The organism is Variovorax sp. 05N34 (assembly GCF_056397405.1).
The window spans coordinates 596,265-608,617 of record NZ_JBFTNI010000002.1 but is presented as its reverse complement, the minus strand read 5'-3'; the positions used below and the strand labels follow the sequence as shown (position 1 = coordinate 608,617).

Here is a 12,353-nt window from a genome sequence, read left to right as displayed (position 1 = left end):
GCCTGAGGCGCCATGGCACGCGTACTCGATCGCACGCCCGAGCCGCTCCCGGCGCCGCGGCCGTTCTGGACCATTGCGCGGCGCGACAGCGTGGCGGGCTTGCTGTTCGCCGCACCACAACTGGCGGGGACGCTCGTCTTCGTGCTCGTGCCGCTGCTGCTGGTGTTCTGGTATTCGCTGCACGAATGGAACGTGCTGGCCAACACCTTCAACTACACAGGCACCGCCAACTACCAGCAGTTGCTGAACGACCCTCTGCTGCCTTCTGTGCTGATCGCTTCCGCCTTGTTCTCGGGCGGACTGGTGATCCTGAACATGTCGCTGGCGCTCTTGCTGGCGGTGTTGCTGAACCAGAAGCTTCCCGGCATCACGGTGTTTCGCACGCTGTTCTTTTCCCCGGTGGTGGTTTCGCTGGTTGCCTGGACCATCGTCTGGGGCTTTCTGTTGCAGAACAACGGCGGCATCAACGGCATGCTCGCGCTGTTGGGCATCGAAGGACCGAACTGGCTGCGCACACCCACCACGGCGATGCTTTCGGTGATCGTGGTGCAGGTGTTCAAGAACGTCGGGCTCAACATGGTGCTGTTTCTCGCGGCTTTGCAAGGCGTCCCGCGCGAACTCTACGAGGCTGCGCGCATCGACGGAGCACCGCGCTTCAAGCAGTTTCGCCGCATCACGCTGCCGCTCATCAGTCCGACGATCCTGCTGACGTCCATCATCACGATCGTCGGTTCGCTGCAGGTGTTCGCGCAGATCGCGGTGCTGACGCAAGGCGGCCCCGGCGTGTCGACCACCGTGCTGGTGTACTACCTGTACCAGCAGACCTTTCAGTTCCATCGGTTCGGCTACGGATCGACGCTGGCGATCGTGCTGTTCGCGATCGTCGCACTGCTGACGCTCGCGCAATGGCAGATGCGCAAGAAGTTCGTCTTCCATGAACAGTGAAATCAACCAGACCTCCGCACGCATGAAGGTCGTGCTGTACGGCTTGCTGTGCGTGCTGCTGATTCCGTTCGTGTTCCCGACCTGGTGGATGGTGACTTCGTCCCTCAAGCCGATCAGCGACATCTTCGTTTTTCCGCCGCAGTTTTTTCCGTCGCATCCCGACTGGAGCACTTACAAGCAGGTGTTCACGGTGCAGCCCTTCGCGCAGCAGTACTGGAACTCGGCATGGATTGCCGCAGTGGTCACGGCTGCCACGCTCGCGATCTCATCGATGGCCGGATATGCGTTCGCGCGCATTCGCTTTCCTGGCGCCAATGCGTTGTTCATCGTGGTGCTGACGGGCTTGCTGATCCCCTCCGAAGTCACCATCGTGCCGCTGTTCCAGATGTTTCTGAAGCTGGGCTGGGTCAACACGCATTGGCCGCTGGTGCTGATTCCGGTGTTCGGCGCACCGAGCGTTTTTGCGACATTCGTGATGCGCCAGTTCTTCATCGCACTGCCGCCCGAGTTGGAAGAAGCCGCGCGCGTGGACGGTCTCGGCCGCTTCAGGATTTTCCGCACCATCGCACTTCCGCTGGCGCGTCCGGCGCTGGCGTCGGTGGCGATCTTCACCTTTCTGCACAGCTGGAACCTCTACCTTGAGCCGATCGTCTTCCTGTCGACGCCATCGAAGTTCACGCTTCCGCAGGCGCTCACGCAATACACCGACGCCTACGGCGGGCCGATGTGGAACATCCAGCTTGCCGCGGCCACGCTCACGGCACTGCCGGTGCTGATCGTCTTCGTGCTCGCGCAAAAGCAGTTCGTCGAAGGCCTGGCGCATACGGGACTCAAAGGCTGAGCCTCTTCACTCCAATCCATTCATGGCAGAAGTCCTTCTCTCCCGAATCCAGAAACGCTTTGGCGGCGTGCAGGTCATCCACGGGCTCGACCTGCATATTCATGACGGCGAATTCGTCGCGCTCGTCGGGCCTTCGGGCTGCGGCAAGTCGACCTTGCTGCGAATGATCGCCGGACTGGAGGCGGTCACGCAGGGGCGCATCCACATCGGCGGACGCGACGTGACGGACCTCGATCCGAAGGACCGCGACATCGCGATGGTGTTCCAGAACTACGCGCTCTATCCGCACATGACGGTGGCGGCGAACATGGGCTTCTCGCTGGAGCATCGCGGCAGTGCTCGCGCCGAGATCGCCCAGCGCGTGCAATGGGCGGCCGACATCCTCGGGCTGGCGCAACTGCTCGATCGCTATCCGCGCCAACTCTCCGGCGGGCAGCGCCAGCGCGTCGCCATGGGGCGCGCCATCGTGCGCAATCCGCAGGTGTTCCTCTTCGACGAGCCGCTGTCCAACCTCGATGCCAAGCTGCGCATCGTGATGCGAGGCGAGATCAAGGGCCTGCACCAGCGGCTCAAGACCACCACCGTGTATGTCACGCACGACCAGGTCGAAGCCATGACCATGGCCGACCGCATCGTGGTGCTCAACGCAGGCCGTGTCGAGCAGGTCGGATCGCCGCTCGAACTCTTCGACCGGCCTGCCAATCAGTTCGTCGCGGGCTTCATCGGCTCGCCCGCGATGAACTTCATCCGAGGCCGCTGCACGCCGAAAGGATTCGAAGCGGCAGGCGTCTCTTTGCCGCTGTCGCAGACGGCTTCTCTCATCCATGCGGGACGCGACGTCTTTTGCGGGATCAGGCCCGAGCACTTCGAGATCTGTACGCCGGCTGAAGGTGCGGCAAGTCAGGTCCTGGTGGTCGAACCGCTCGGGTCCGACACGCAACTCAGCGTCCGCATGGGCGATACCCAGGTGATTGCACTCTTCCACGAGCGCCTGTCCGTCGCGCCCGGCGACACCGTCCATCTGCGCCCGAAGCCGGGCGGAGTGCATCTGTTCGATTCCGCAAGCGGCGCGCGCATCGACATCGATGCCGATATCGAAGGCGGCACCGCCACCGGCGTGCCGTTTCTCTCGACCTGAGCGCCTGGAGCTAAAGCGACAGCAGTCGGTGCAGGAAGGAGCGATAGCGCCGCAGGGCCACTCGCAAGTCTTCCGTCGATGTCGAATCCGCTTGCGCAACCTGCGCTTCGACGCGACCGCGCTCTCCGCCGAAGGTCTCCGTGAGGCTTTGCAGCACTTGCTTCACCAACTCGTCGGCGTTGCGCACCGCCTGCCGCGGGTCATCGACGAAGCCGATCTGCACTGCGTCCCATCCGTGGCGGAATTGCTTCGCCAGGTCTGGCGGAAAGAGCGGTTCCAGTTCTTCGCGCTCGCTCTCCGATGTACCGCCAGTACCGTGCGCATGCCCAGCGTCGGCGCCCTGCCGCTCCACGGCTCGGTTCGCGGGGGCATGGGCGTCCATTCCAACTCCACCGCCGGAAATCGGCTGCTCGGCTCTGGCGTCGGCCGTGGCGCGCGCCACGGGCGGGGCGTCTTCATGTCCGCCGCTTCGCTCGTCGGGACGGTGCTCGCGGTCCGCGACCGTCGCCACTTCCGATTCGGCCTCTGGCGGCCGACGGCGCTTGGAATCGAAAATCATGATCGAACCTCCATCGGCCGGCCCGGCCGCATTGATTGCACGGGTTTGGCGCCCGGCCGCTGTTCACGCACTTCCAGCAATTCGTCGAACAGCGCCCGGTAGTGAACCACCGCCTTGCGCAGCTCTTCCGTCTCCACGTCGCCCTGGAGAACGCGGTGCCGGATCTCCTGCGCTGCGCGGTAGTTGTTCACCACGACAGGGTGATCGACGGAAACGTCAGCCGCGCGGTTCTCGAAGTCGGCCAGCGGATAGCCGCGCTTGGCGAGCAGTTCGCGCACCAGTGCATCCGCCTGGTCGACCACACCTCGCGGGTTGTCGACGAACTGGGCTTGCAGCGCGGTCCAGGCTTCGCTGAAGCGTGCGCCGTCCGCCGGGGTGAGTGGAACGATGGTCAGATGTTCGACGCGCTCCTCGCGGCGCCTCAACTCGGCTTCGGCCTCGGCGCGGCTGGCGTGCGTCGCGACCGCACGTTCATACTCGGGACCGAAGCGCTCCCGCAATCGACGAGACTGTCTGCCGCGATAAACGGCATAGGCAATGAGGGCGATCAGCACGACCGCCGCGACGATGGCGATCAGCATCCACGTCTCAGGTGTCATCTTGTCCACGATCTTGTCCATGGCATCTCCTGGAGTGATGCGTCGCGCCGCACGCTGCAATCACGGCGACGCGGCGACGGCAGACGAATTCATGCTGCGTCGCGGTCGCGCGGACCCACCGCAGCCCACGAGACTTTCGGGCGTGGGAGACTGCCTACAGGAGTGCCGTCGGTTCGCCCTCGGTCTACACGACCTGGCGGTTGCGCCCCTCCCAGTAGGGCTTGCGAAGATCCTTCTTCAAGACCTTGCCGGTCGGGTTCCGCGGCAACTCCAGGATGACATCGAAGGACTTGGGACACTTGAACGAAGCCAGGCGTTCGCGGCAATAGGCCAACACCTCTTCGACATCGACGGTGGCCCCTGGCGCGGCAACGACCACCGCCTTGGGGACCTCTCCCCACTGATCGTCCGGAATACCGATCACTGCAACATCGGCGATGCACGGATGCTCGATCAGCACCCGCTCGATTTCCGCCGGATAGATGTTCTCGCCGCCGCTGATGATCATGTCCTTGATGCGGTCGGTGACATAGATATAGCCATCGGCATCCATGTGGCCTCCATCGCCCGAGCGCAGCCAGCCGTCCTTGGTGATCGCCGCCGCGGTGGCCTCCGGCTTGCCCCAATAGCCGCTCATCACCTGCTCGCTGCGCACCCAGATCTCTCCGGGCTCGCCTGTCGCAACCGCCTCGCCGGTCGCCGGGTCGCAGATCTTTATTTCGACGCCGCGAATCGGCGTACCCGCCGACACCAACCTGTGAGCCACCGCCGGGTCGGCATGGTCCGCTGCGCCGAGGATGGTCACGACGCCGCTTTCCTCGGTCATGCCATAGACCTGCTGCATCACTCCGGGAAACAGCTCAAGCGAAGCGCGCATCACCGGAAGCGGCATCGGAGAGGCACCGTAGGACAGCGTTTTCAATGCGGAGAAGTCGCGTTGCGCCGCACCGGGGACCTTGGTCATCATTGCCAGCAGCGCCGGCACCAGGAAGGTGTGCGTGATCTTCTCGCGCTCCAGCATTTCCAGCACCGCCGCGGGGTCGGGCATGCGCAGCATGAAAATCCGTGCGCCTTGGCTGATCACCGCGAGCGAGTAGCTGGTCCCGCCGACATGAAACAACGGCATTGCGACCTGGACGCGTGCGTCGACATCCATGCCCTGGTCGACTGCCACGTTGTACGAATGCGCGACCATTCCGCGGTGGGTGAGCATCGCGCCCTTGGGAAAGCCCGTGGTGCCCGACGTGTACAACTGCAGAAAGCAATCGTCCGGCTTTGCCGGATGAATCTCGCCATCGGGCTCATGCGCAGCGAGCCAGGCTTCGTACTCGTCTTCGGGCCCGCCGATGCGGATCACCCGCTCCACGGCGGGCAGCTTGTCGCGCAGGTTTTCGACGGCCCCGGCGAACTCCGGTCCGACGAAAAGCAGCCGGGCGCGCGCGTCGTTGATCACATAGGCGATCTCGGGCGGGGCGAGTCTGAAGTTGACCACGGCATTGGCCGTACCGACCTGCGCGCACGCGAGCGTGAGTTCGAGGCAAGACGGATGGTTGAGATCGAGAACGGCAATCCGGTCGCCGGGTTGGAGCCCCGCCGCCCGCTGCGCTGCAGCATTGCGGCGCACCCGCCGGGCCAGCTCGGCCCAACTCAGGCTTGATTCGCCAAAGGTCAGCGCCATGGCATCGGGCTGCCGGGCTTCCCAGTGGGCAAGGATCTCGGTGAAGGTGGCTGGAACCGTCATGTTGTCTCCTCTTGTTTGGCGTGATTGTGTCGAGGAAAGTCATCTGACGGTGAACTGAATGGCCGATGCGGGGCACGAGTGCGAGATCATCGCCGTCCATGGATCCCCACCAAAGCCAAAGCCCCCGATGGCGCTGGTTGCCCGCCGAGGGCAGTTGGCAATATCACCTGCTCCTGGCGTGCACGGGCATGTTCATCCTGGGGCCATTGGCCGGCGTGACGGCGGCCTACATGAACTTCTCGCTCGGCTTCTTCGTCGGCGGACAAGTGCTGGCAGGGCTGCTCGGCTCTGCCGTCACCGCAGGCTACGGCGCGGCCGGGCGCCACGGCGCCAACTACATCCAGACAGCGGCTTCGTCCGTCGCCAGCATGAGCGGGCTCGGCGTGCTGCTGCAGGCCATGGCGTGGATGGGCATGCCGCAGCCGCCAGCGTGGCAGATGGCGCTCTACCTTGCCTGCGTGGGCATGTTCGGTGTGGGGGTCGGCATGCTCTACACGCCCGTGCTGGTCGACCGCATGCGCCTGGCCTTTCCTTCGGGGCTGGCGGTCGCCAACATCCTTCGGGCGTTGACCGATCCCGCACTGCTGCGGCGCTCCGTGGGACAGCTCGGCGGTGGGATAGGCATCGGGTTGTTGTCAGGGCTGGCGTCGACCCGGGTTCCGCTGCTGGGCGCCATCGGCTTGTCTGCTTCGACTTTCGGTGCGGGCCTCGTCGTCGGCGCCCGCATCGGCATCCCCGCCGTGACGGGCGGCCTGATCGGCATTGCGCTGCAACCGTACTTCGTCTCGATCGGATGGCTGCAGACCGGCGATCCGCCGCGCAAGATCATGTTCCTGATTGCCCTGGGAACGATCATGGGCGCCGCGCTGGTCGACATGACGCTCCTCTTCGTGCGGGCCCTTCCGCAAGAACGCTTGAGGGCCACGCAAGATGCATCGCCAGGCAAAGACGATTGGCGGCGCGTCAACAGCGTGCGGCTGATCGCATGGGTGCTCTTCTGGGCCGCCGCCACGCTGGCATGCGGGCATTGGCTGCTGGGGCAGCCCCTCTTCTTTCTCGCGGTGGCCGTCGCGCTGGTCCTCGTGTTTGCCCTGGTGAACGGCATCTCGGTGGGCGTCAGCGACTCCAATCCGATCTCGTCCGCCTTCGTCGTGACGGTCGTCATCCTCGCCGCCATCGGCTTGCGCGATCCTGGCGTGGGCCTGATGGCCGGCGCTGTGTTGCTGGTGGCGACGAGTGTCGCCTGCGACATGCAGCAGGACCGCTCCACGGGCTGGCGGCTCGGCACGCCGCGCGTCGTGCAGTTCCGCTATCAGGTGATGGGCGTCGTCGTGGGTGCCGTGCTGGCGGTGGTCTTCGCGCGGTTGTTCATGGCGGCCTATCCGGTGCTGCTCCAGGACCAGACCGTGCTGAAGGCCGATCAGCAGCCGGCCGAATGGAGTTCGGCCATGACTTACAAGTTCGTCGGCGTGCTGCGCGGCCTGACGGAGGACCTGCCGTTTCAGCGCACTGCGATGGCCGTCGGCATCGCCGCGGGCCTCGTGATCGAGCTGCTGCGCAAGTGGTTGCGTCCACGCAGCTTCGTGCTCGATGCCATTGTGTTGCCGTCGCCCTATGCGCTGTCTTTCGGAGGCTTCGTCAACTTGCCGACTTCGCTGTGGTTCGGCGCTGGCGGTGTCGCAGGAAGCCTCTGGACGGCGCGCACGCCTGCGAAAAGCGACGTGCCGGAAGACATGAGCAGCGCATCGCTGTTCGGCGGCGGATTGATCGCAGGCGATGCGCTGGCCGCCGTGGCGATCGGCATCGTCAGCCTGCTGGCGGTTCTGGACTAGCCTCGGCAAGCGCGAAAAGCGCTCGACCTCGCTCGACCTCGCTCGACATCACTTCAGGAACCGGAAGGGCGAGTCGCTGGCAATCTGGCCCGGCGGCAGATGCACGAGAGTGAGCGCAGTCCAGCCGATCAGACCTTCAGTCAACTGAAGCAGCCGCAGCCATTGCAGTGGACGCAGAAGCTCATGAAAGCGGTCTTCGAGCGAGATCCGGGAAACGTCGCTCTCTTGGGCCAACGCTTCGCCAAGCTCTTCGGCAAAACCCAGCCTCAGCCGGAGCAGCGCTTCGGGTGCAGAAGCCTGGCGGCCTGAATCCGTCGCAAAGTAGAACTCGACCAGCAACTGCGAGTGCTTGCGGTTCAGCGTGTCCCTTTCAGCGCCGAGTGCCGTCGACAGCGCGGCCGTGAAAGCCGCGAGCGGAATTTCCCGGTGATCGGGCGCAGCGCCCAACGCGTCGAGCAAGGTGCCGACGAGCGCCCAGCTCGGCAAGTCCAACCGCCTCGGCCCGGAATCAACAGGGACGTCCAATGCGGCTACGCGCACTGCCGACGCGAGGTTCGCCGTGAGGTATTCGGCCACGCCCTGGACCGAGGGCCACTGATAAATCTCGTTGCAAAAGTCCGCGAGTTCGCCGGAGCGCTCGCGGCCCGTCGCCAGCGCTTCGAGCATGGCGCGAAAGGCCAGTTGCTCGTGCTCGGTCGGCGCGGGTCGCCAGGTCTGCGGCAGGACGTCCTCGGCCTTCGGGGCAAGGTCGTCGAGAACGCCTCGGCGCAGCACCCAAAGCAACCGCCTTCCGCTGGACGGCAGGAAGGTCTCGGGATGAAAAGCGTTCCAGAGATCCACCTGCCTGGAAGGAGGCAACTCGGCCATCGCCGCATCGAACGCCGCCTGGCACGATGCAACCAGCCCGATGTATTCAGGAACGGTGAGGCGGCGCTCTCCGCGCAAGAACGCCTGCCCGACCACATCGGCTTCGTTATCCATTGATATCCCGATTTGTGCGAGTGACCAGAGTTTCGCATTACCGGGACTCGAATAGGAACTTTGGTTTTCAAGGATTCGGCGGCAATCACCTGTGCGCGTAACGGATTGCTAATGGCGCCGCAGCAGCCCCAGCACGTCAGCGAGAGCGATGGGCTTGAGAAGGTGATGGTCGATCGAATGGCCGTAGCGCAGCGACTACGATTGTTGCCGTTTTCCTTTTCAGTGGACCGCAACGCACGCTCTGCCCGACTTATGAGGAGCCCCGTTCAAATCGTAGACAGTGGCCGATCCCTCGACTCTCTTCTGGAGTCGGTGCGAGCCTGCCGCGTGTGCGAAGCCCACCTCCCGTTGGGTGCGCGACCCGTGTTGCAAGCGGGAGCAGCCGCGCGGATCCTCATCGTCGGCCAGGCGCCCGGCGCCAAGGTGCACGCGAGTGGCGTGCCGTGGGACGATCGCAGCGGTGAGCGGCTGCGCAGCTGGATGGGCGTCTCGCCCGATGCCTTCTACGACCGAGATCGCGTCGCGATCATTCCGATGGGCTTTTGCTATCCCGGGCGCGCCACGAGCGGCGACTTGCCGCCGCGCCGCGAATGCGCGCCGCTGTGGCTCGATGCCCTGCTCGCCCGAATGCCCCGGATCGAGCTCACGTTGCTGATCGGCCAATACGCGCAGACTCACTTTCTTCGCGACAAGGGCCACGCATCGGTGACTGCCACCACGAAAGAGTGGCGGGCACATGCGCCCGGCGTGATCCCCCTGCCCCACCCGTCGCCGCGCAACGTGGCATGGTTCAAGTCGAATCCCTGGTTCGATGACGAGCTGGTGCCCGTATTGCAAGAAAGAGTGCGCGAGATCATGAGCCGGGGTGCGCGCAAAGCCTGATGCATGCGCCCTCGAAATCGCGGACACTGCGCGATCCATGACACACAAAGCCGCTCGTCGTGAATACCTCCAGGCGCTGGCGGAGTTCGAGCGTTCGTGCCGGGAGTTTTCAGAGGGGATGCGCCAGGTCCTCGATCCGCCAGTAACGCGCAACGAAAACGTAGAGCCGCTTCTGCAACTGGGGCCGCGCAAGCCCGCCAAGCGCACCCCGCGCACGGATGCCGGCGTCCAGACCGGCTCGCCCGCCAGCGGCAGGCGCTGACGGGCTCCCCGCCCGCTACTTTCGACCATGCCGGCCAAGGATGCGAGAGCGGACCCGCTGGAGCGGTATTGGGCCAAGCGGGATTTCGAGGTCACCTCCGAGCCGCGCGGTAGCCGCGCTCCCGCCAAGCCCAAGGCGCAGAAAAAGCAGAAGGCGCTGTCGTTCGTCATCCAGAAGCACGCGGCGAGCCGGCTGCACTACGACTTCCGCCTCGAGCTGGACGGCGTGCTGCTGTCCTGGGCCGTGCCCAAAGGCCCCAGCTTCGATCCGAACGACAAGCGCATGGCGATCCACGTGGAAGACCATCCGCTTTCGTATGGCTCCTTCGAAGGGACGATTCCCCCCAGGCAATACGGCGCCGGCACGGTGATCGTTTGGGACAACGGGACTTGGGAGCCCGTCGGCGACCCGCGAGAAGGTCTGGCAAAGGGAAAGCTGGTCTTCCATCTGAACGGCCAGAAGCTCGCGGGCTTGTGGGAACTCGTGAAGATCGCCAAGGGCGGCGAGAAGCAGGAGCCCTGGATCCTCTTCAAGAAGCGCGATGCATTCGCGCGCTCCAGGGAGGAGTACGACGTCGTCACGGCGCTGCCCGACAGCGTCGTTGCCAAGCCGCTGAAGGAACGAAAACCCGCGCGCAAGGAAGAGTCCGACAAGGGAATGCCGGGCGCGACCAAGGCACCGATGCCGGCAAGGATGACGCCGCAGCTCGCCACACTCTCGACCGGCGTGCCAGCCAGCGGCGACTGGGTGTACGAGATCAAGTTCGACGGCTACCGGCTGATGACTCGCATCCGCGACGGCAAGGCAACCCTCGTCACGCGCGGCGGGCACGATTGGTCGGCCAAGATGCCGAGCCTCGTCGGCGAGCTGGAAGGCCTCGGGCTGCAGTCGGCCTGGCTCGACGGCGAGATCGTCGTGTTCGGCGACAAGGGCCTGCCGGACTTCAACGCACTCCAGAGTGCTTTCGAACGCGGGTCAGGCACTGACCAGATCGTCTACTTCCTTTTCGACGTGCCCTACTTCGAGGGCTATGACCTGCGTGAATCGCCTCTCGGCGCGCGCCGGCAATTGCTCGAGGGGCTCTTGAAGGAGCGCGGCAGCGAGCGGGTCCGGTTCAGCGCGGCTTTCGATGCCGATCCTTCGTCGATCCTGACTTCCGCGTGCCGGATGAACCTGGAAGGCGTGATCGCCAAGCGCACCGATGCGCCCTACTTGTCACGCCGCACCGAGACGTGGCTCAAGCTCAAGTGCCAGCTGCGGCAGGAGTTCGTGATCGCAGGCTACACCGACCGCCTCGGATCGCCGTCGCAGGTAGGCAGCCTGCTGCTCGGGGTGCATGCGCCCAACGGCGAGTTGATTTCAGTAGGGAGCGTGGGCACCGGGTGGGATGCCAAGGAAGCCGCGGAACTCAAGAAGAAGCTGTCGAAGATCGAAACGAACAAGCCGCCGTTTTCCGCAGGTGCCGCCAAGCCAGGACGATGGTCGCGGCGCGAGGCGGGCAGTGAACGATGGGTCAAGCCCGATCTCGTCGCCGAAGTGGCCTTCGGGGAATGGACACCCGATGGCCAGATCCGCCATGCGTCGTACGTCGCGCTGCGAGCCGACAAGCAGGCAACAGCCGTCGTGCGTGAGACCGCCAGGCAGATCGGCAATGGGCCGGTGAGGACGGCGGGCAAATCCGCGGTGGGTGGGATCAAGGTCAGCAATGCCAATCGAGTGATCGATCCTTCTTCGGGACTGACAAAACTCGATCTGGTCCGCTATTACGAGTCGATCGCGCCATGGATGCTGCCGCATCTCAAGGGAAGGCCCTGTTCACTGGTGCGTGGACCGTCAGGCATCCACGGAGAACTGTTCTTCCAGAAGCACGACGAGAAGGTCAGCATCCCGGGCATCAAGGAACTCGATTCCTCCCTTTGGCCGGGACATGGCGCCCTGCTGGAGATCGGGTCGGCCCTCGCGCTCGCAAATGCCGCACAGATGAACGTCATTGAATTTCACACGTGGAATTCGACAGCGAAGAACATCGACAAACCCGATCGCATCGTCTTCGATCTCGACCCCGGCGAAGGCACGCCATGGCAGCACGTGCAGGACGCCGCCTCGCTGGTGCGGACGCTCTTGTCTGAACTCGGCCTGGAGGCGTGGCTGAAGACCAGCGGCGGCAAGGGCTTGCACGTCGTCGTGCCGATCGTTCCCCGGCTCGACTACGAGACGGTCAAGGGTTTTTCGCAGAGGGTCGTCGAGCACCTTGCGCGCACCATACCGTCTCGCTTCGTCGCCAAGAGCGGGCCGTCGAACCGGAAGGGAAAGCTGTTCGTCGACTATCTGCGCAATGGGCACGGCGCAACCACCGCGGCTGCGTTTTCCGCGCGTGCGCGTCCGGGGCTGGGCGTATCGATGCCAGTGCCATGGGACGACCTTGCCAAGCTCAAGAGCGGTGCGCAGTGGACGATCGCCACCGCGCGGGAGCACTTGTCTTTCCAGACCGAAGACCCTTGGGCGGGCTATTGGAAGAAGAAGCAGACGCTGAGCGGCGCAATGAAGATGCTCCACCGGGGGTAATCGTCGGT

Annotated in this window: 11 protein-coding genes; 7 read left to right on the top strand and 4 right to left on the bottom strand. The window is 64.6% G+C overall.

Annotated features, from left to right (window positions below; all coding sequences use genetic code 11):
- Positions 1 to 12 precede the first annotated feature (12 nt).
- From AC1DMA_RS07220 to AC1DMA_RS07210, 3 genes are read left to right on the top strand one after another with little or no spacing between them, the layout of a single operon-like run.
- Positions 13 to 945, top strand: a complete 933-nt coding sequence (locus AC1DMA_RS07220) for a carbohydrate ABC transporter permease (RefSeq protein WP_478143744.1) — start codon at positions 13 to 15, stop codon at positions 943 to 945.
- Positions 935 to 1,786 carry a carbohydrate ABC transporter permease gene (locus AC1DMA_RS07215; RefSeq protein ID WP_478143743.1) on the top strand — a complete coding sequence of 284 codons (852 nt, stop codon included), beginning with the start codon at positions 935 to 937 and terminating at the stop codon, positions 1,784 to 1,786. Before AC1DMA_RS07220 ends, AC1DMA_RS07215 begins: the two co-directional genes overlap by 11 nt.
- A gap of 22 nt (positions 1,787 to 1,808) precedes the next feature.
- Complete coding sequence (locus AC1DMA_RS07210) at positions 1,809 to 2,924, top strand: ABC transporter ATP-binding protein (RefSeq protein ID WP_478124439.1); 1,116 nt, start codon at positions 1,809 to 1,811, stop codon at positions 2,922 to 2,924.
- 10 nt (positions 2,925 to 2,934) lie between these two features.
- Here the strand turns inward: AC1DMA_RS07210 and AC1DMA_RS07205 are convergent, their stop codons facing one another.
- From AC1DMA_RS07205 to AC1DMA_RS07195, 3 genes are all read right to left on the bottom strand, one after another.
- On the bottom strand, positions 2,935 to 3,483 hold the full coding sequence (locus tag AC1DMA_RS07205) for a hypothetical protein (protein WP_478124438.1): 549 nt from the start codon (positions 3,481 to 3,483) through the stop codon (positions 2,935 to 2,937).
- A complete protein-coding gene (locus AC1DMA_RS07200; protein WP_478143742.1) occupies positions 3,480 to 4,103 on the bottom strand; it encodes a hypothetical protein in 624 nt (207 codons plus the stop codon). Before AC1DMA_RS07200 ends, AC1DMA_RS07205 begins: the two co-directional genes overlap by 4 nt.
- Before the next feature lie 163 nt (positions 4,104 to 4,266).
- Positions 4,267 to 5,823 (bottom strand): long-chain-fatty-acid--CoA ligase, encoded by a 1,557-nt coding sequence (locus AC1DMA_RS07195; RefSeq protein ID WP_478143741.1) that lies wholly within the window; start codon positions 5,821 to 5,823, stop codon positions 4,267 to 4,269.
- Between the two features lie 98 nt (positions 5,824 to 5,921).
- Here AC1DMA_RS07195 and AC1DMA_RS07190 point away from each other — a divergent pair, with 98 nt between their 5' ends.
- Positions 5,922 to 7,655 carry an OPT/YSL family transporter gene (locus tag AC1DMA_RS07190; protein ID WP_478143740.1) on the top strand — a complete coding sequence of 578 codons (1,734 nt, stop codon included), beginning with the start codon at positions 5,922 to 5,924 and terminating at the stop codon, positions 7,653 to 7,655.
- Positions 7,656 to 7,703: 48 nt separating this feature from the next.
- Here the strand turns inward: AC1DMA_RS07190 and AC1DMA_RS07185 are convergent, their stop codons facing one another.
- Positions 7,704 to 8,636, bottom strand: a complete 933-nt coding sequence (locus tag AC1DMA_RS07185) for a hypothetical protein (RefSeq protein WP_478143739.1) — start codon at positions 8,634 to 8,636, stop codon at positions 7,704 to 7,706.
- Positions 8,637 to 8,888: 252 nt separating this feature from the next.
- Between AC1DMA_RS07185 and AC1DMA_RS07180 the strand changes: the two genes are divergently transcribed.
- From AC1DMA_RS07180 to ligD, 3 genes are read left to right on the top strand one after another with little or no spacing between them, the layout of a single operon-like run.
- Positions 8,889 to 9,518, top strand: a complete 630-nt coding sequence (locus AC1DMA_RS07180; protein WP_478143738.1) for a uracil-DNA glycosylase family protein — start codon at positions 8,889 to 8,891, stop codon at positions 9,516 to 9,518.
- Between the two features lie 37 nt (positions 9,519 to 9,555).
- Entirely contained in the window at positions 9,556 to 9,780 is a 225-nt protein-coding gene (locus AC1DMA_RS07175) for a hypothetical protein (RefSeq protein ID WP_478124432.1), read from the top strand.
- Between the two features lie 27 nt (positions 9,781 to 9,807).
- Positions 9,808 to 12,345: a DNA ligase D gene (gene ligD, locus AC1DMA_RS07170; RefSeq protein WP_478143737.1), complete on the top strand. Its 2,538-nt coding sequence runs from the start codon at positions 9,808 to 9,810 to the stop codon at positions 12,343 to 12,345.
- Positions 12,346 to 12,353: the final 8 nt, after the last annotated feature.